This window comes from Cellulomonas fimi ATCC 484 (assembly GCF_000212695.1).
GTDB classification, from domain to species: Bacteria; Actinomycetota; Actinomycetes; order Actinomycetales; family Cellulomonadaceae; genus Cellulomonas; species Cellulomonas fimi.
Genome location: NC_015514.1, coordinates 3640696 through 3658964, shown reverse-complemented (window position 1 = coordinate 3658964; position 18269 = coordinate 3640696). Strand labels below are relative to the sequence as shown.

The window sequence follows — 18269 nt, the reverse complement described above, 5'->3', positions numbered from 1 at the left end:
GGCCGGCCCCGCGCCCCGTCGCGCGGGGCCGGCCGTCCGCTCGTCCGCACCCGTCGTCGATCGTCTGGAGACCGCCCGCATGACGTCCCGCACCACCGAGCAGGTCCGCAGGCAGGCCCGTCGGCAGGTCCGCTACGGCGGCGACTACAACCCGGAGCAGTGGCCGCGCGACGTGTGGGAGGACGACCACCGGGCCTTCGACCTCGCGGGCGTCACGACCCTCACGGTGGGCGTGTTCGCGTGGGCGCACCTGCAGCCGGAGGAGGGCCGGTACGACTTCACGACGCTCGACGCGATCGTCGAGAGGGCCGCCGCCTCCGGCCGGGACGTGGTGCTCGCGACACCGTCGGGCGCGATGCCGCCCTGGCTCGCGCGCGCCTACCCCGACGCGTGCCGCGTCGACGTCGAGGGGCGGCGGCACGTGTACGGGCAGCGGCACAACCACTGCCCGTCGTCGCCGGACTTCCGCCGGCTGTCCGTCGCGCTGGCGTCGCGCCTCGCGGAGCGGTACGCGGGCCACCCGGCCGTCGTCGCCTGGCACGTCGGCAACGAGTACGGCGGCGCCTGCTACTGCGGCCTGTGCGCGGACGCGTTCCGCGGCTGGCTGCGGCACCGGTACGGCACGCTCGACCGCCTCAACGACGCATGGAACGCGACGTTCTGGTCCCACACCTACACGGACTGGGCGCAGGTCCAGCCGCCGACGATGCTGTCCGAGCACTGGCGCGGCCCGAACCACACCGCGTTCCAGGGCACGACGCTCGACTACCGGCGGTTCATGTCCGACGCGCTGCTCGGCGGGTTCGTCGCCGAGAAGACGGCGATCCGCGCGCACGACGCCACGACCCCCGTGACGACGAACTTCATGGGCCTGTACCAGCCGGTCGACTACCACCGCTGGGCCGAGCACCTCGACCTCGTCACGTGGGACAACTACCCGCCCGCCGACACCCCGCTGCGCACCGCCGCCCGCATGGCCGCGACGCACGCCGCGATGCGTGGCCTGCGCGGCGGCGAGCCGTTCTGGGTCATGGAGCAGACACCGTCGACGACCGCGTCGCGCGACGTGAACCCCGTCAAGCGGCCGGGAGTCCTCGCGCTGTGGACGTGGCAGTCCGTCGCGCACGGTGCGGACGCGACGCTCTACTTCCAGCTGCGGCAGTCGCGGGGTGCCTGCGAGAAGTACCACGGCGCGGTCCTCGACCACTCGGGCCGCACCGACACGCGCGTGTTCCGCGAGGTCGCGGCACTCGGCGCCGACCTGGCCCGGCTCGGCGACGGCGTGCTCGGCGCGCGCACCCCGGCCCGCGTCGCGCTGCTGCTCGACTGGGACTCGTGGTGGGCCGTCGAGATGACCGACGGCTACAACCGGCACGTCTCCTACGTGCAGACGCTCCTGCAGTACCACCGGGCGCTGTGGGCGGCGAACGCCGCGGTCGACGTCGTGCCCGTGACCGCCGACCTGTCCGGGTACGACGTCGTCGTCGCGCCCGTGCTGCACGTCCTCGCGGGTGACGTCGTCGAGCGGCTGACCGCGTTCGTGCACCGCGGCGGGTCGCTCGTCACGACCTTCTACGGCGGGCGCGTCGACGAGGACACCAACGCCTTCCTCGGCGAGCCGCCGCTCGACACCCTGCTCGGGGTGCGCGTCGAGGAGACCGACTCCGCGCCGCCGGGCGCTGCCAACCCCGTCACGCTGCGCCTCGGAGGCGCCGGCACCGACGGCACGCCTGTCGACTGGGACGGCACCACGACCCACCCCGCGACGCTCGTCTTCGAACTCCTCGTCCCGCACGACGGCACCGACGTCGTCGGCACGTACGGCGCCGACTTCTACGCCGGCACGCCCGCCGTGACGCGCGCGGCCCGTGGCGAGGGTGCGGCGTGGCACGTCGGGACCGCGCTCGACGACGACGGGGTCGCACGCGTGCTGGGGCACGTGCTCGACCAGCACGGGCTCATGGGCCCGCACGCCGACGAGCCCGCGCTCGAGGTCGTCGACCGCGTGCACCCCGACGGCACCCGGTACCGGTTCGTGCTGCACCACGGGTCGCAGCCCCTGACCGTGACCTCCGAGGTGGCGGGCACCGACGTGCTCAGCGGGCGCGTCGTCCGCCGCGACGACACGCTGACACTGGCACCCGCCGGCGTCCTCGTCCTCAAGGAGACCCCGTGAACCGCGTCGTCGTCCCGGCCACCCCGGTCGGCCCGCTCCCGGACGCCTGGCGGCACTGCGTCGGCACCGGCCGCCTCAACCTCGCGCTGCGGGCGGACTACCGGGAGTCTCTCGCCCTCGTGCAGCGGGACATCGGGTTCCGGCACATCCGCGGCCACGGGCTGCTGTCCGACGACATGGGGGTGCTGCGCCCGTGGACGCACGAGGGCCGTGCGGGGGTGCGGCACGCCTTCACCTACGTCGACCAGGTGCACGACGCGTTCCTGTCCCTCGGCATCCGCCCCTTCGTCGAGCTCGGCTTCATGCCGACGGCGCTCGCGTCCGGTGACGACACGGTGTTCTGGTGGAAGGGCAACATCACGCCGCCGTCGTCGTGGACGGGGTGGGCCGACCTCGTCAGCGGGCTCGTCCGGCACCTCGTCGACCGCTACGGCATCGAGGAGGTCCGCACCTGGCCGATCGAGGTGTGGAACGAGCCGAACCTCACCGTGTTCTGGAAGGACGCCGACCAGGCCGCGTACCTGCAGCTCTACGAGGTCACCGCCCGTGCCGTGAAGGAGGTCGACGCCTCGCTGCAGGTCGGCGGACCCGCGATCTCACCCGGCGCCGGCGACTGGTGGGAGCCGTTCGCCGACTTCGTCGCCGCGCGCGAGGTGCCGTGCGACTTCCTCAGCGTGCACGCCTACGCCTCCGGCCCCGCGCAGGACGTCCCGTTCGGCACCTACCAGACGCTCAAGCCGCCGCAGGACCTGCTCGACCAGTTCGCGGCCCCCCGGCGGCTGCTGGCGGGGCGTGCGCTCGCGGACCTGCCCGTGCACGTCACCGAGTTCAACACCTCCTACCGCCCCGACAACCCGGTCCACGACACCGCCTACAACGCCGCCTACCTCGCGCCCGTGCTCGCGGGCGGCGGCGACCACGTCGACTCGTTCTCCTACTGGACGTTCAGCGACGTGTTCGAGGAGACGTGGATCCCCACGTCCTTCTTCCACGGCGGGTTCGGGCTGCTCACGCACCGGCAGGTCCCCAAGCCGACCTACCACCTGTACGCGTTCCTGGCCCGCATGGGCGCGCACGTCCTCGCGCGCGGGGACGACCACCTCGTCTGCGCCGACGACGACGGTCGCGTCACCGTCCTCGCGTGGCAGCCCGTCGGCGGGACCGACGGCGCGCCGGCCGACGCGCGGCACGAGCTGCGGCTGTCCGTGCCGGTCGGCGGGCCGGCGCCCGCTGCGGGCGGCGGCGGTGCGGTGCCCGCGACTGCCTTCGTCGTGCGCGAGCGCGTCAACGAGCACGAGGGCAACGCCTTCGCCGCCTGGCGCGAGCTCGGCCGCCCGTTCTCCCCGACCGAGCGCCAGGTCGACCTGCTGCGCGACCTCGCCCGCCCGTCGGTCGCGCACGCCGCGTACCCCGTCGTGGACGGCCGCGTCTCCCTCGACCTGTCCCTGGCCCGGCATGAGGTCACGTTCGTGGAGGTCACGCCCGTCGTGCCGACGCTCCACGAAGGCCTCGACGACCGCCGCCTGCTCGGCGTCGACGACGACCGCCTGCTGGCCGACCCGCCCGGGACCGGCCGCGCGGTGGCCCTCCTCAGCGGCGCACGCGCGCACGCCGACACCGGCGCCGCGGCGCTGCCGACGCCGCGCACGAGCGACGACGGTCCGGCAGGGTGAGCGCCGTGAGCGCGGACGCCGAGCGGTTCTCCGAGGTCGGCCGCGGCCCCTTCTCCCGCGGGTCCGCGGCGGTCTACTGGGCGCTCGTGATCGAGGCGCTGATCGTCCTGACGTCGCTGCCCGGCCTGCTCGCGTTCGTCCTGCTGGACCGGTCGGTCGGGAACGCGCCGCTGTTCGCGCTGGCCGCCGTGCCGCTCGGTCCGTCCCTGTCCGCGGCCGTGCACGTGTGGCGGCACTGGCAGACGACGCCCCCCGCCGACCGGGACCTCGCACCCGCGGCGCACTACTGGCGTGGCTACCGGCTGAACTGGCGTGACGTCCTGCTGTGGTGGGTGCCGACCGTGCTGGTGCTCGCGGTCCTGGCGGTGAACGTCGCCGGGGCCGGCGCGCTCGAGGGCTCGGGTGGCGCGTTCGCGCTGGTGTCCGTGCTGATCGGCGTCTCCCTCCTCGTCTGGGCCGGGCACGCCCTCGTGCTGTCGTCGCTGTTCTCGTTCCGCGCGCGCGACGTGGCGCGGCTCGCGGCGCACTACCTGGCCGCGCGCCCGGCGAGCACGGTCGGCGTCCTGGCCCTCGTCGTGGTCGGGGCCGGTGTCGCGCTCCTCGCGACCGACTGGCTCCTCGTCCTCCTGGCGTCGCCCCTCGTCGCCCTCCTGGTCCGCAACGCGACCCCGGTCGTCGCGGACGTCACCACGCGCTTCACGGCTCCCTGACCGATCGGTGGGGTCAGTAGAGCGTGCGGCCCGTCGCGTCCGGCAGGCCGCTGTGGCGGTGGACGTACGTGCGGAGCTGGTCGCGCCACTCGTGCGCGCTGCGGACCTGCTCGGCCAGGCGCTCGGTGACGCGCGCATGCAGGTCTGCCGGGACCTTGCCGGCGACGGCGGCCCACGCCTCGGCGTTGCGCTCCGTGCGGGCGGCACCCTCCCAGTGGGTGTCGTAGACGTGCTGCGCGACGCAGACCCCGCTGCGCAGCCCGTGCGACCACGGGACGTGGTGGAAGAACAGCAGCAGCTCGTCGGGGCAGGTGGCGACGTCCTCGTACACGTCGCGCCACGGCGCCGGGTACTGGCCCGTGAAGCCCGTGCCCGTCGCGCGGGTGCGGTCGACGCCGATGCCGTCGCGGTCTGCGAAGTGGTACGTGCCCCACGGGGTGTACTCGTAGCCGTCGACGTCCGGGCCGTAGTGGTGGCCGGGGCGGACCATGAACCCGACGCCGAGCGGTGCGGTGTAGTCCTCGTAGGTGCGCCACGAGTCGTCGAGGATGCCGTGCAGCGTGGCGCGGACGTCGTCGTCGGCGTCGGGGAACGTCAGGCCGATCCACTCGTCGAGGACCGCGACCGGGTCGATCTCCGGGGACCAGGCGAGGCGGGCGAACGTGTAGAGGTTGGCCTGCGCGAGCGGGTGGCCGGTCCAGAACGCGTCGTCGCCCACGTTCGACACCGCGACCAGCCCGGCGCGCGGTGCGTCGGTGGGCCCGCACAGGCCCGCCGCCACGTCGGCCACGGTCCGCCCACCCTCGCCCCACAGCGGGAACCCGAGGATCTGCGACCACTGCGGCCCGAGCCAGACGGCGTGCTTCTGCTGCCCCGTGTACTCCTGCGTCACCTGCAGCTCGAGGGCCAGCCGGGTGCGCGGCATCGCGGCGATCACGGGGGAGACGGGCTCGCGCGTCTGGAAGTCCATGGGGCCGTACTTGACCTGGAGCACGACGTTGTCGTCGAAGCGGCCGTCGAGGGGGGAGAAGTGGTCGAACGCTGCGCGGGCACGGTCCGTCGAGCGGTCCCGCCAGTCCTGCTTGTGGTCGTAGACGAACGCCCGCCAGAACACCGTGCCGCCGAACGGCTTGAGCGCGCGGGCCAGCAGGTTCGCCCCGTCGGCCTGGTCGCGACCGTACGCGAACGGCCCCGGCTGGCCCTCGGAGTCGGCCTTGACGACGAACCCGCCGAAGTCCGGGACGACCGCGTACACGTCGGCGACGCGCGCCGCCCACCACGCCTGGACGTCCGGGTCGAGCGGGTCGGACGTCGGCAGACCGCCGACCGTCATGGGCGCCGCGAACGACACCGACAGGTGGACGCGGATGCCGTGCGGGCGGAACAGCGCCGCGATCCGCGCGACGTCCGGCAGACCGTCGGTGAGCAGCCGCGCCTCGGTGCGGGCCACGTTGACGTTGTTGATCGCGACCGCGTTGATCCCGACCGACCCGAGCAGCCGCGCGTACGCCGCGACCCGCGACAGGTCCTCGCGGACCCGACCGTCGGCGTAGAAGATCGACCCGCCCGAGTACCCCCGCTCCACCTGGCCCATCACCGGGTGCACGTCGACGTTGTCCCAGTGGTCGAGCATGCGGATCCCGTTCACCGGAAGATCGACGCTCACGTCGTCCGGGCCCGTGAACGCGGACTCGCCGCGCCGCACCAGGTCGTGCAGGCCGTGGAGCAGCCCGGCCGCGTCGGCGGCAGCGACCACCGTCCGGCCGCCGCGCCGGACGGTCGTGAACATCCCCGGGTTCCACGGTGCGCCTCGCCCGAGCACGAGGGCGCCGTCGAGCGTCGCCTGCACGGCGGGCAGGTACGCGTCGGTCCGTGGCACCGTGCCCGGCGGGGGAGCGAGCCGCGCCGAGGCCGTGCCGACCTGGCCCGCGCTGCCGACGACGGCGAGCACGACCTCGTGCGTGAGCGCCTCGTCCGCCGTGAGCGGCTCGTCGGGCGTCGTCGTCGTGACGCTCCCGCCGAACTGGGCCGTCGCCGCGGCGACCTCGTCGACGACGGTCGCGGCGACGGGCCCGTCCTCCGGCGCGGCGGCGACGAGGACGCGCCGGCGGCCGAGGGGGCGGAAGGCCGCGTCGGGCAACCACATCGGGTGGGCGTCTGTGCTGGTCACGCGGGTCCCTCCGGGGGTGCGAGCAGGGTCGGGGGTGCGTCACCAGTCGTGGACGGTGCCGTCCTTGAGCCGGTTGAACGGCAGGTACGCGGGCTGGTACGGGAATCGGTCGGCGACGGCGTCGTCGTAGACCACGCCCAGGCCCGGCGCGTCGCCGGGGTGCAGGAAGCCCTCGGTGAACGTGAACGACTGGCGGAACACCTCGTCGGTCAGGCGTCCGTGCGGCATGTACTCCTGGATGCCGAAGTTGTGGATCGCGAGGTCGAGGTGCAGCGCCGCGGCCATGCCGACGGGGGAGATGTCCGTCGGCCCGTGGATGCCGGACTTGATCTGGTACTGCGCCGCGAAGTCGAGGATGCGGCGCAGCGCGGTGATGCCGCCCGTGTGCGTGACGGCCGAGCGGACGTAGTCGACGAGCTGCTCGCGCACGAGGGTCTGGTAGTCCCACACGGTGTTGAACACCTCGCCGATCGCGAGCGGCGTGGTCGTGTGCTGCCGGACCAGCCGCAGCGCGTCCTGGTTCTCGGCGGGCGTGCAGTCCTCGAGCCAGAACAGGTCGTACGGCTCGAGGTCCTTGCCGAGGCGGGCGGCCTGGATCGGGGTCATGCGGTGGTGGCCGTCGTGCAGCAGCGGCAGCTCGGGCCCGAACTCGTGGCGGACCGCCTCGAACACCCGGGGCAGGTGCCGCAGGTACGCGCGCGTGTCCCAGTCCTCCTCGGCGGGCAGCGGGATGCGCTGCGCGGGCTCGTAGTCGTACCGGCTGCCCGTGCTGGTGTGCTGCGCGGCGATCCCGTAGACCTTGTCGATGCCGGGCACCGCGGTCTGCACGCGGATCGAGCGGAACCCGAGCTCCTGGTGGTGGCGGATCGAGTCGAACAGCTCGGGCAGGTCCCGGCCGCTCGCGTGCCCGTACGCCATGATCCCGGTCCGGCTCGCGCCGCCCAGCAGCTGGTAGAGCGGCATGCCGGCGTACCGCGCCTTGATGTCCCACAGCGCGACGTCGACGGCCGCGATCGCCGCCATCGTCACGGGACCGCGCCGCCAGTACGCCGACCGGTAGAGGAACTGCCACGTGTCCTCGATGCGGTGCGCGTCGCGACCGATCAGCAGCGGGACGACGTGGTCGCGCAGGTACGACACGACGGAGAGCTCACGCCCGTTGAGCGTGGCGTCGCCGAGACCGACGACGCCGTCCTCGGTCGTGACGCGCAGCGTGACGAAGTTGCGGTCCGGGCTGCTGACGAGCACCTCGGCGGACCGGATCGCGCTCCCGGACCGCTGCGGCGCGCTGTGCGGGCCGGTGCCGTGCGGCTCCGTCGGTGCCGCGGCATCGCCGCTGGTCGGGGTGGTCGGCGCCTCCCCGCCGGCGACGGGCGCGTCGGCGACGACGTCCCGCGGGTCGGCCGCACCGGCCTCGTCGCGGGCGGGGGTCGGGGGGTGCTGGCTCGTCATCGGGGCTCCCGTCGGTCGCGGCGCCGTCGCCGCGTGCTGCGTGTCCGCGGTCGAGCCTAGACAGCAGGGCCGTTCGGCGGCAATCGTTTGCCAGACGTTGCCGAGAAGGCCGTCCAGCAGCCAGGATGGGCCGCGGTACCGACGCCGCGCGTCGCCTCGCCGGTGCCCCGCCGCGCGGGTGTGCGACGTCGACGACGACACCCCACCCGCGGGGACGGTGCACGACACCGGCGGACCCTTCCGCGGGTGCGACGACGAGGAGAGCACGACGACATGAGCGGCACCCGCCCCACCCTGCGCGACGTCGCGGACGCGGCCGGGGTCGCCGTGTCGACCGCGTCCCGGGCCCTGACCCGCCCCGGCCGCATCACCGAGGAGACCGCGTCGCGCGTCCGGGCCGCCGCCGACGCCCTCGGCTACGCGCCCAGCGCCTCCGGCCGCGCCCTCAGCTCGGGGCGCACCGGCACCGTCGCCCTCGTCCTGCCCGACGTCACCAACCCGTTCTTCTTCGGCATCGTCCGCGGCGTGCAGTCCCGGCTGCGCATCGACGGCTACATGCACGTGCTCGTCGACACCGAGGAGTCCGCGCCCGCCGAGGAGCGGACCCTGCGGATGCTGCGGTCGTCGTCCGACGGCGTCGTGCTCGCCGCCCCGCGGCTCGAGGACTCGACCCTGGCCCGGTGGGCGCGCGAGCTGCCGCTCGTGACGATCAACCGGCCGGTCGACGGCGACGGCGTCGTCCTCGACACCCCCGGCGGCGCGGTCCAGGCGCTCGAGCACCTCGCCTCGCTCGGGCACCGGCGCGTGGCCTACGCCTCCGGACCGCGCACGTCCTGGTCCGACCGGCACCGTCGCGCGGCCCTGCGCCCCGCCGCCCGCCGGCTCGGCGTCGAGCTCGTCGTGCTCGGCCCCTACGCCCCGCAGCGCGAGGCCGGGGCCGCCGCCGCCGACGCCGCGTGCGGGGCCGACGTCACCGGGCTCCTCGCCTTCAACGACCTGCTCGCGTTCGGCATCCTCGACCGGCTCGCCGCGCGCGGCGTCGACGTGCCGACCGGCATGAGCGTCGTCGGCTGCGACGACGTGTTCGGCGCCGACCTGGTCCGACCGGGCCTCACGACCGTCGCCGCCCCGCTCGAGCGCGCCGGCCACCGCGCCGCCGACCTGCTGCTGTCCCGCCTGGACCGCCCGGGACCCCGCGTCTCCGCCGTCCGCGCCGCAGCCGTCGGTCGTCCCGCCGACGCGGGCCTCGCTGACGCCCGCACCGCCGACCGCGCAGCCCTCGACGTCCCGCACGTACCGGCCGTCGACCTGCTCCCGACGCACCTCGTCGTGCGGGGCACGACGGGCCCGGCGCCCCGCTGACGGGCCCGGTAGCTGACCGGCCCATCAGCTGACCGGCCCGGGGAGCTGACCGGCCCAGGATCGACACGCGCGACGATGGTGCCGTGACCGACCGCGCGACCCTCGCCCGCACCGTGCACGCCGACGCCTGGGAGCTGCACGGGCGGCTGCGTGCCGGACGCGGCGGCGGTGCCGCGACCCTGCCGGGAATCCGCGTCATGGCCAGCGGCCTCCCGCACCCCCAGTGGAACAACGGCGACGTCACCGACCCCACGCGGGTCGACCTGGCGGCGGTCCGGCAGTGGTACGCCGTCGCAGGAGTGCCGTGGGGCGTCCGCGTCCCCGCCGGCGCACCGTGGCCGCACGGCTCCTTCCTCTTCCGCAAGCACCTGTGGCTGGGCGGTGCGGCCGACGTGGTCGCAGCACCGGTGCCGGGGCTGCGGATCCGCTCGGCCACCACCGCGGACCTCGCGCGCGTCGCAGCGCTCTGCGCGGCCGCTTTCGACGGTGACCCGGCGCTGGAGGCGGTGTGGGTCGCGCCCCACCTGGACGCCCCGCACGTCGCCACGGTCGCTCTCGCCGAGGTCGACGCGCACGACGTCGCGACCGCCTGCGTCCTCCGGTCCGACGGGCTCGCCGGGCCGGCCGCCTACCTCGCCGGGCTCGCGGTCCTGCCCGGCGCCGGCGAGGACGTCGCCGCCGCGGTCAGCGCGTGGCTGCTGCGAGGCGCGTTCGCCGCGGGCGCGCGGGTCGCTCTCGCGCACCCCGACACCGACGCCGAGGCCGACGTGCTGAGCGGCCTCGGCCTGACGCCCGCCGGGGCGCTGGACGTCTACGTCGACCTTGCCTGACCCCCCGGGTGCCCCGCGCCCGCCGACGCGTGGACGGGGCGCGGGGCACTCCGGGGGAGCGCCGGGGCGCGGTGGACGGGGTCAGCCCGTGGTGAGGGTCCAGCCGCCGTCGGCGACGACCTCCACGACCGACGGACCCGAGCCCAGCGTCAGCGGGCCGGACCACGGGCCGATCTCGTTGACGGGCAGGTCCCACCACGGCGGCTCCGCACGGCTCTGCGAGACCTGGAAGTTCTCCTCGCCGTCGTGCGCGCCGGTGAACGTCGCCTCCTCGCCGTCGTAGAGGAACACGCCGTCGCCCGCACCCGACGGGGGCAGCACGGGCGCGCTCGAGATGGGTGCGACCGAGATCGTCCACGCCCCGTCGGCCACGACCTGCAGCGACGTGCCGCCGTCGACGCTGGACAGGCCGAACGCCGTCGCACCCGAGTACGCCCCGATCGTGTTCACCACCAGGTCGCCCGTCGGCTGACCAGCGGCGTCGACCACGTCGATCACGAAGTTCCACTCGCCGTCGTGCGTCGCCGTGACGAGGCCGCCGACCGCACCGGCGGGCAGCGGCACGACCGCGTCGCCGACACCGGAGTGCGTCGCCACCTCGAACGTCCCGAACTCCTGGTCGGCCCACTGCGCGGCCGTGAGGTCCACCACCGGCGCCTCCTCGGTGGGGGACGGCTCCTCGACCGCGGGCCAGTCGTCGAGGTCGTCGCCGTACCCGCTGTCCTCCTGCACGACGTCGGGCATGTTCGCGGCGACGACGGCCATGGCCGCGAGCTGGGCGAACCCGCCGACCACGCCGAGCAGGAGGCTGGCCCCGTAGGCCGCGCCCGTCACGATCCACGCGGTCTTCTTGGTGTCCTCGTACCCGGCAAGGGGCCGACCCTGCGTGTCCCGCATCGAGCCGGTGAGGACGAGGAGCAGGTCCACGAACGCCCAGACGCCCAGGCCGCCGCACGTGACGAGCTTGAGGATGCCCGTGCCGACCTTGCCGAGGTAGAAGCGGTCCACCCCGAGAGTTCCGAGGAACAGGGAGAGCAGCCACGCCGCGACGAACGACTTGTCCGACGTCCCGCCGTCGGCCGTGCGCGCGTACGGCCCGGCAGCCCCGTACGCGGTCGGGGTTGCGTGCGGAGCGCCGTACCCGGCAGGAGCGCCGTACCCGGCAGGAGTGCCGTAGCCGGCAGGAGCGCCGTGGCCGGCAGGAGCGCCGTGCCCCGCGGCCGCCGCGTAGCCGGACGCAGCGGGGTCGCCGGTCGGTGCGGCGTACGGCGCGGGCGAGGGGTAGGCACCGACCGGGGCGTCACCCGTCGCGCGCGCGTCCGGGGCGGAGTCGGCCGACACGTCGGTCCCCGGGGTCTGCGGAGCGCTGCCCTCGGCCGGGCCGACGCCGCCCGTCGCTGCGGGCTTCCCCGGAGAACCGGGCGCCGTCCAGTCGTTGCCGTCCGGGGTCGTCGACACGTCGCGTGCTCCTTCTCGTGAAGGGGCCGCAGGCATGACACGGGGCGCGCCGCCCCTGCGCGCGCCCCGGGGGCCCACCGTACAAGTCCGTCGACGGTCCGGGACGGTGTTCTCACTGGTCAGGCCGGGGGCGCGTCAGCGCGAGATGCCCGGGCCGCCGCTCGGCGCTGGCATCGTGTCGGCGAGTACGGAGCCGTCAGCAGTCCTCCGGTCGGGGGACGTCCGTGCACAGGTCGGCGACGAGGCGGGACGACCGCTCGACGACCTCGAACGGCGGCGTCGTCGTCGACGTCTGGGCCGTGCCGGTGACGGGGTGCCACGTGTCGTCGCCCGCGACGCGGTAGCGGCCGCTCCACTCGGTCGTCAGGGTCACCTGGTACGTGCCCGTCTGCTCGTACACGCGGAACGTGTCGTGGTCCGGGTACGGGTGCCCGGCCGACCGGGTCCACAGATCGGTGCCGTCGCCGAACGTGTAGTGGAACCGCTCGGGTGTCGCGACGACCTCGACGTCGTACCCCAGCAGCGTCGTGTGCAGGGTCTGCTCCGCGCGCTCGGTGAGCACGATCGTCTCCTTGTTGACGAGCACCCACCCCCGGTCGGGCTGCATGCGCAGCACGGGCGGCGCGAGCGGCAGCCGCCGGAAGTCCTCCGCCGTGAGCACGGGCAGCATCTCCCCGCACCCGCCGAGGTCGACCTGCTCCCACGCCGTCCACGCTGCCGGGCCGACCGGGTTGCGGCGCCACGTGGGCAGCACGACCTGCTCCGCCTCGCAGTCGATCGCGAGCGCCTCGTCGATCCCGGGCGGACACGACCCGTCCTCACCGCCCATGATCCAGATCCCCGCCGCATCCCGGCACGCCGCCGCCCGCCGGTACTCGGGCCGCCGTCCGACAAGCTCTGCGCTTCGAGATGTCCGGCCCTGCGCCTGGGAGCCGCGTTCAGCCAGCGCATTCCACGCCGCACGGTCCTCCGAAGCGGCAGCCTGGTGCTTCCAGCCGCGTTGGGCGCCGGCGTCGTCGACCGCTGCCGTCAGCGCGAGACCGACGACCAGGGCAACGGCCACCGGGCTCATGACGGCGTGAGGGTGCCAGGGTCGAGGACGTCGAGCTCGTCCACACGCCAGCCGCCGACCCAGCTCAACGCGAAGAGGAGGTCGTACTCCCCGCCGACCTCCTCCGAAAGGACCTCTCCGGTCGCGCTGCGGCGGACCGAGGGTTCCTGCCGGACACGGAGCGTGGCCGAGTACCACTCGGCCGGTGTGATCTCTGTCCCTGATGCGTAGAGGACGGTGCTTCCTCCGCCTTCCTCCGACGCGGCTGCGGCAAGTCCTTCGCGGACGTCCTCCAGCGTGGAGGTGCAGAACGAGCAGGTGTCGGCTGACATCTGCTCCAGCGGGGTGGTGTCCCCGCTTGCATAGGCGTACTCGTAGAGCGCGACGAAGTAGGCGGCGGCGGAGGCCGCGCCGTCTGCGCTCGGGGTGCCGAGAGCATCGGGCCGCTCGGGCGGGACGGTCAGATCGACTGTCGGCGTGGGGCTAGGTGCCGCGGTTGACGGGCTTGCGCCGCCGCTGGGGCTCGTCGGTTCAGTCGTGGGCGAATCCGGGGCCGTGCACGCGGGCAGGGTCAGGAGACCTGCGAGGAGTGCGACGGCGACCGCCCCCTGCGCGGTTCGTCGACGGGACATGGCCGCGAAACTACCGAAACCGGACACCCCGTGGGACGGGCGCGCCCGATCTGTGGACAACGCAGGGCCAGGTCGACATCGATCGGGGACGTCGATCGGCGACGCCGCGACGTCGCCCGAGGGTCGTCAGCGCGACGCTCCGGTCAGACGGTCGTCACTCCGGTGCCTCGCCGGACAGCGCCGCGAGCACGCCCTCGCCGTAGCGGTCGAGCTTGGTGGCGCCGACGCCGCTGATCGTGCCGAGAGCGGCGAGGGAGTCGGGCACCTGCGTCGCGATCTCGCGCAGGGTCGCGTCGTGGAACACGACGTAGGCGGGGACGCCCTGCTCCTTCGCGGCGCCCGCGCGCCAGGCCCGGAGCCGCTCGAACCGCTCGGTCGCGTCGTCGGACAGGTCGGCGGCGACGGTCGCGCGGCGCTCGCGCGACGACGACCCCCGGGACCGTCCGGTCCGCTCGGGCTCGCGCCTCAGCCGCACCTCCCGCTCGCCGCGCAGCACGTCGGCGGAGGCGGGGGACAGGCGCAGGGTGCCGTACCCGTCGGTGTCGACGGCGAGGAGCTCCATCGCGAGGAGCTGGCGGACCGCGCCGCGCCACTCGCCGTCGGACAGGTCGGTGCCGACCCCGAAGGTGCTGAGCGAGGAGTGCCCGAGCTGCTGGACGCGCGGGGTCGTCTTCCCGCGCAGGATGTCGACGAGGTGCCCGACGCCGTACCGCTGGTTGCGCTGGTCGAGCCGGACGATGGTCGACAGGAGCTTCTGCGCGGCGACGGTCCCGTCCCAGGACTCGGGCGGTGTCAGGCAGGTGTCGCAGTTGCCGCAGGGCTCGCTGCTCTGCCCGAAGTAGTTGAGCAGCTGCACGCGCCGGCAGGACACCGTCTCGCAGAGCGCGAGCATCGCGTCGAGGTGCTGGGTGAGCCGCCGGCGGTGCGCGGCGTCGCCGTCGGAGGTGTCGATCATGCGCCGCTGCTGCACGACGTCGGCGAGCCCGTAGGCGAGCCACGCGGTGGACGGCAGGCCGTCACGGCCGGCACGCCCCGTCTCCTGGTAGTAGCCCTCGACGGACTTGGGCAGGTCGAGGTGCGCGACGAACCGCACGTCGGGCTTGTCGATGCCCATGCCGAACGCGATGGTCGCGACCATGACGATGCCGTCCTCGCGCAGGAACCGGGCCTGGTTGCGTGCGCGCACGAGGCGGTCGAGGCCTGCGTGGTACGGCAGCGCGGGGATGCCGTTGGCGACGAGGTGCTCGGCGGTCTGCTCGACGGACGCGCGCGACAGGCAGTAGACGATCCCGGCGTCGCCGTCGTGCTCGGTGCGCAGCAGCTCGAGCAGCTGGGCGCGCGGGTTGTCCTTGGGGGCGATCCGGTACTGGATGTTGGGCCGGTCGAAGCTCGCGACGAAGTGCTTCGCGTCCTCGAGCTGCAGCCGCTGGGCGATCTCCGCATGGGTCGCGGCGGTGGCCGTCGCGGTGAGGGCGATGCGCGGCACATCGGGCCAGCGCTCGTGCACCATCGACAGCTGCAGGTAGTCGGGCCGGAAGTCGTGCCCCCACTGGGACACGCAGTGGGCCTCGTCGATCGCGAACAGCGCGATGCGGCCGCGGTCGAGCAGGTCGATGGTGTCAGGCACGCGCAGGCGCTCGGGCGCGAGGTAGAGCAGGTCGAGCTCGCCGTCGAGGAACGCCTGCTCCACGGCGCGGCGCTCGTGGGGCTGCTGCGTGGAGTTGAGGAACCCGGCGCGCACACCCAGCGCGGACAGCGCGTCGACCTGGTCCTGCATGAGGGCGATGAGCGGCGAGACCACGACGCCCGTGCCGGGCCGCACGAGGGCCGGCACCTGGTAGCAGAGCGACTTGCCGCCACCGGTCGGCATGAGGACGAGCGCGTCGCCGCCCGCGACGACGGTGTCGATGATCTCGGCCTGGTCGCCGCGGAACGCGTCGTAGCCCCAGACGCGCTGGAGCACCTCCTGGGGCGTCGGACGCGGTCCGTCGTCGGGCTCCGCGACCGCCCGCGGGCGCACGCGGCCGGGGACGGGCGCACCGTGCGCGGCCTCGTCACGGATCGTCCGCTCGTCGGGGCCCGCGTCGTAGGCGGGGTCGAACGGCGGCTCGTCGTAGGCCGGGTCGTACGGCGGCTCGTCGAGGTCGAACGGCGGCTCGTCGAACGGCGGGACGTCGTCCGCCCACGGCGCCGGCGTGGCGGCGCGGGGCGCGGGGCGGGCGGGTCCGGGGGGCACCGGACCACCCTACGAGGCGCAGCAGACACCCGGGGACGCCCCCGACGGCCTGTGGACGCACCGCGCGCGACACGACCCGTGCACGGCTCGCCGAAGCCGTGCGGCGGCACCGCCACGGTCCGTAGGGTGGCCCGCATGGGAACCGCACTCGTCACGGGCGCCAGCGCAGGTCTCGGCCTCGAGTTCGCCTGGCAGCTCGCCACCGCCAAGCACGACGTCGTCCTCGTCGCGCGCGACGAGGAGCGCCTCACGCGCCTCGCGGCGCAGCTCGAGGCGGCCGCGGGCGTGCACGCCGAGGTCCTCGTCGCCGACCTGACGCGCGACGAGGACGTCGCCCGGGTCGCCGAGCGGCTGCGTGACCCGGAGCGTCCCGTCGGGCTGCTCGTGAACAACGCGGGCCTGGGCCTGGGCAAGCCGTTCGTCGGCAACGACATCGACGCCGAGGTCAAGGCGCTCGACGTCATGGTCCGGGCGGTGCTCGTGCTGTCGCACGCCGCGGCGGGCGCGATGGTCGAGCGGGGACGCGGCGCGATCCTCAACGTCGGCTCGATCGCGGCGCTCATGGCGTCCGGCACGTACTCCGCGCACAAGGCGTGGGTCCGCTCGTTCACGGAGTCGCTCGCCGTCGAGCTCAAGGGCACCGGCGTGACGGCGACGGTCGTGAACCCCGGCTTCACGCACACCGAGTTCCACGAGCGCGGCCAGATCGACATGTCGTCCTTCCCGGAGCTCGTCTGGCTCAACGCCGAGGACGTCGTCGCCGCGGCGCTCGCGGACGTCCGGCGCGGCGTCGTCATCTCCACGCCCAGCGCCCGGTACCGCACCGTGTCGGCGATCGTCCGGACGCTGCCCCGCAGCGCGGTCCGCCGGATCGGCAAGTACCGCCGCCCCATGGACGAGACGGCCGCGCCCGACGCCTGAGACGCACGACCGACTCGCGCGAGCCGTACGTGCGGTGCGGCCGGACGCACGGCAGCACGCGCTTCGCGGCAAGACGGTCGGCTCCCGCCCGCGAGCCAGCGGCTAGCCTGGCCGCCGTGACCCACGACCTGTCGCCGACGCCCCGCGAGCAGCTGCTCGCCCTCATCCAGGACCTCGCGGTCGTGCACGGGAAGGTCACGCTGTCGTCGGGCCGCGAGGCCGACTACTACGTGGACCTGCGCCGTGCGACGCTGCACCACCGGGCCGCGCCGCTCATCGGGCACCTCATGCTCGACATGCTGGAGGAGGCGGGCCTCGGCACGGCCGAGGTCGACGCGGTCGGTGGGCTCACGCTCGGCGCCGACCCGGTCGCGACGTCGCTGCTGCACGCCGCGGCGTCGCGCGGGCAGGACCTCGACGCGTTCGTGGTCCGCAAGGAGGCGAAGGCGCACGGCATGCAGCGCCGCATCGAGGGGCCGGACGTCGCCGGGCGTCGCGTCGTCGTGCTGGAGGACACCTCGACGACGGGCGGCTCGCCGATCACGGCGATCGAGGCGGCGCGCGAGGCCGGGGCGGAGGTGCTCGGCTGCGCGGTCATCGTCGACCGTGCCACGGGCGCCCGGGAGAAGATCGAGGCCCTCGGCGTGCCGTACCACCACCTGTTCACGCTCGACGACCTGGGCCTCGCCTGACGCCCGACGCCTGACGCGAGCGCGCCCGGCCGGAGGACCCTCAGACCACGGCGAGCACGACGGCCGCGACGACGACCGTCGCGGCCGTCTCGCCGAGCCCGATCGCCTTCGCCGACGGCCACGGTCGCACGCGCGCCACGAGGATGGCGCGTGCCAGCAGCGCGGCGGCCACCGGCACGAGCAGCACCGGTCCGCCCAGCACGGCCGCGGCGACGGAGCCGGCGAGCAACAGCGCGTGGTACGCGACGGAGACGGCCAGCACGCGCGGGTCGTCCCGGTCGCGGATGAGCGACTTCACGTACGGCACGGTGCCGAGGAAGTACGCCGCCAGCAGCCCCGTGGCGGCCCACGCCCGGGCGTCGTCGGCGCCGGGCAGGGGGCCGGGACCGCCGAGGCCCGCGGCGACGACGGTCATGAGCATCGCGGCGACGACCGTCACGCCGTCGTTGAGCCACGAGCGATCCGCGCGTCGAGCGGAGCACACGAGGCTCACGGCGAGCAGCACCCCGTAGACGGGCCCCCACCACAGCAGCGTCGGTGCGGACGCCACGAGCGCCCCGCCCAGGACCGCGGTCACGATGCCGTAGGCCCGCACGGGCGGCAGGTAGCGGGGCCGCCGTGACGCCTTGAGCCAGAGCCCCGCGGCGTGGAACGCGAGGTACGCCACGAGCCACGCGACGAGCAGCAGCAGGTGCCGCCAGCCCGGGCCCGCGAGCACCGCGCCGACGACGACGGGGACGACGAGCATCGCCCACGCGCCGTGCTGCTTCGGCACCCACCCGGGGCCACGCCGGCGCGCCGGGGCCACGCGGTGCGGGGTCGTGGTCGGCACGCGGCGAGCATCGCCCGCGGGGCGGCGCCGGGGGCCGGGACCTAGGTCCCGGGTCGGGCGGCGCCGCACGGCCG

At 74.7% G+C, this 18269-nt stretch carries 14 protein-coding genes; 7 read left to right on the top strand and 7 right to left on the bottom strand.

The genetic code is table 11. From position 1 onward, the window contains the following. The first annotated feature begins 79 nt into the window (after positions 1 to 79). The 3 genes from CELF_RS16515 to CELF_RS16505 are packed head-to-tail and all read left to right on the top strand — an operon-like array spanning position 80 to position 4559. Complete coding sequence (locus CELF_RS16515; RefSeq protein ID WP_013772409.1) at positions 80 to 2176, top strand: beta-galactosidase; 2097 nt, start codon at positions 80 to 82, stop codon at positions 2174 to 2176. After that, positions 2173 to 3849 (top strand): GH39 family glycosyl hydrolase, encoded by a 1677-nt coding sequence (locus CELF_RS16510; RefSeq protein WP_013772408.1) that lies wholly within the window; start codon positions 2173 to 2175, stop codon positions 3847 to 3849. The genes CELF_RS16515 and CELF_RS16510 overlap by 4 nt, the downstream gene beginning before the upstream one ends. 5 nt (positions 3850 to 3854) lie before the next feature. After that, positions 3855 to 4559, top strand: a complete 705-nt coding sequence (locus CELF_RS16505) for a DUF624 domain-containing protein (protein WP_041554617.1) — start codon at positions 3855 to 3857, stop codon at positions 4557 to 4559. Between the two features lie 13 nt (positions 4560 to 4572). Here the strand turns inward: CELF_RS16505 and CELF_RS16500 are convergent, their stop codons facing one another. Both CELF_RS16500 and manD read right to left on the bottom strand, forming a co-directional pair. After that, the gene (locus tag CELF_RS16500; protein ID WP_013772406.1) at positions 4573 to 6729 is read right to left on the bottom strand and encodes an alpha-glucuronidase; all 2157 of its coding nucleotides are present in this window, start codon (positions 6727 to 6729) and stop codon (positions 4573 to 4575) included. Positions 6730 to 6768: 39 nt separating this feature from the next. After that, positions 6769 to 8181, bottom strand: coding sequence for a D-mannonate dehydratase ManD (manD, locus tag CELF_RS16495; RefSeq protein WP_013772405.1), 1413 nt, complete (start codon positions 8179 to 8181; stop codon positions 6769 to 6771). Positions 8182 to 8454: 273 nt separating this feature from the next. Here manD and CELF_RS16490 point away from each other — a divergent pair, with 273 nt between their 5' ends. Both CELF_RS16490 and CELF_RS16485 read left to right on the top strand, forming a co-directional pair. Continuing rightward, positions 8455 to 9543: a LacI family DNA-binding transcriptional regulator gene (locus tag CELF_RS16490; RefSeq protein ID WP_013772404.1), complete on the top strand. Its 1089-nt coding sequence runs from the start codon at positions 8455 to 8457 to the stop codon at positions 9541 to 9543. A gap of 83 nt (positions 9544 to 9626) precedes the next feature. Next, the gene (locus CELF_RS16485; RefSeq protein ID WP_013772403.1) at positions 9627 to 10373 is read left to right on the top strand and encodes a hypothetical protein; all 747 of its coding nucleotides are present in this window, start codon (positions 9627 to 9629) and stop codon (positions 10371 to 10373) included. Positions 10374 to 10454: 81 nt separating this feature from the next. On the opposite strand, the gene CELF_RS16480 is transcribed toward CELF_RS16485, so the two are convergent. The 4 genes from CELF_RS16480 to recQ form a co-directional block, all read right to left on the bottom strand. After that, positions 10455 to 11831, bottom strand: coding sequence for a TM2 domain-containing protein (locus CELF_RS16480; RefSeq protein ID WP_013772402.1), 1377 nt, complete (start codon positions 11829 to 11831; stop codon positions 10455 to 10457). Positions 11832 to 12027: 196 nt separating this feature from the next. Further along, complete coding sequence (locus tag CELF_RS16475) at positions 12028 to 12660, bottom strand: hypothetical protein (protein WP_013772401.1); 633 nt, start codon at positions 12658 to 12660, stop codon at positions 12028 to 12030. A 239-nt stretch (positions 12661 to 12899) separates the two neighbouring features. Further along, entirely contained in the window at positions 12900 to 13514 is a 615-nt protein-coding gene (locus CELF_RS16470; protein WP_013772400.1) for a DUF6318 family protein, read from the bottom strand. Between the two features lie 154 nt (positions 13515 to 13668). After that, positions 13669 to 15750, bottom strand: a complete 2082-nt coding sequence (recQ, locus tag CELF_RS16465; protein WP_013772399.1) for a DNA helicase RecQ — start codon at positions 15748 to 15750, stop codon at positions 13669 to 13671. A 135-nt stretch (positions 15751 to 15885) separates the two neighbouring features. Here recQ and CELF_RS16460 point away from each other — a divergent pair, with 135 nt between their 5' ends. Both CELF_RS16460 and pyrE read left to right on the top strand, forming a co-directional pair. Further along, entirely contained in the window at positions 15886 to 16671 is a 786-nt protein-coding gene (locus CELF_RS16460) for an SDR family NAD(P)-dependent oxidoreductase (protein WP_013772398.1), read from the top strand. Positions 16672 to 16787: 116 nt separating this feature from the next. After that, complete coding sequence (pyrE, locus tag CELF_RS16455; protein WP_013772397.1) at positions 16788 to 17363, top strand: orotate phosphoribosyltransferase; 576 nt, start codon at positions 16788 to 16790, stop codon at positions 17361 to 17363. Positions 17364 to 17403: 40 nt separating this feature from the next. On the opposite strand, the gene CELF_RS16450 is transcribed toward pyrE, so the two are convergent. Beyond that, positions 17404 to 18195, bottom strand: a complete 792-nt coding sequence (locus CELF_RS16450) for a YwiC-like family protein (protein ID WP_013772396.1) — start codon at positions 18193 to 18195, stop codon at positions 17404 to 17406. Positions 18196 to 18269: the final 74 nt, after the last annotated feature.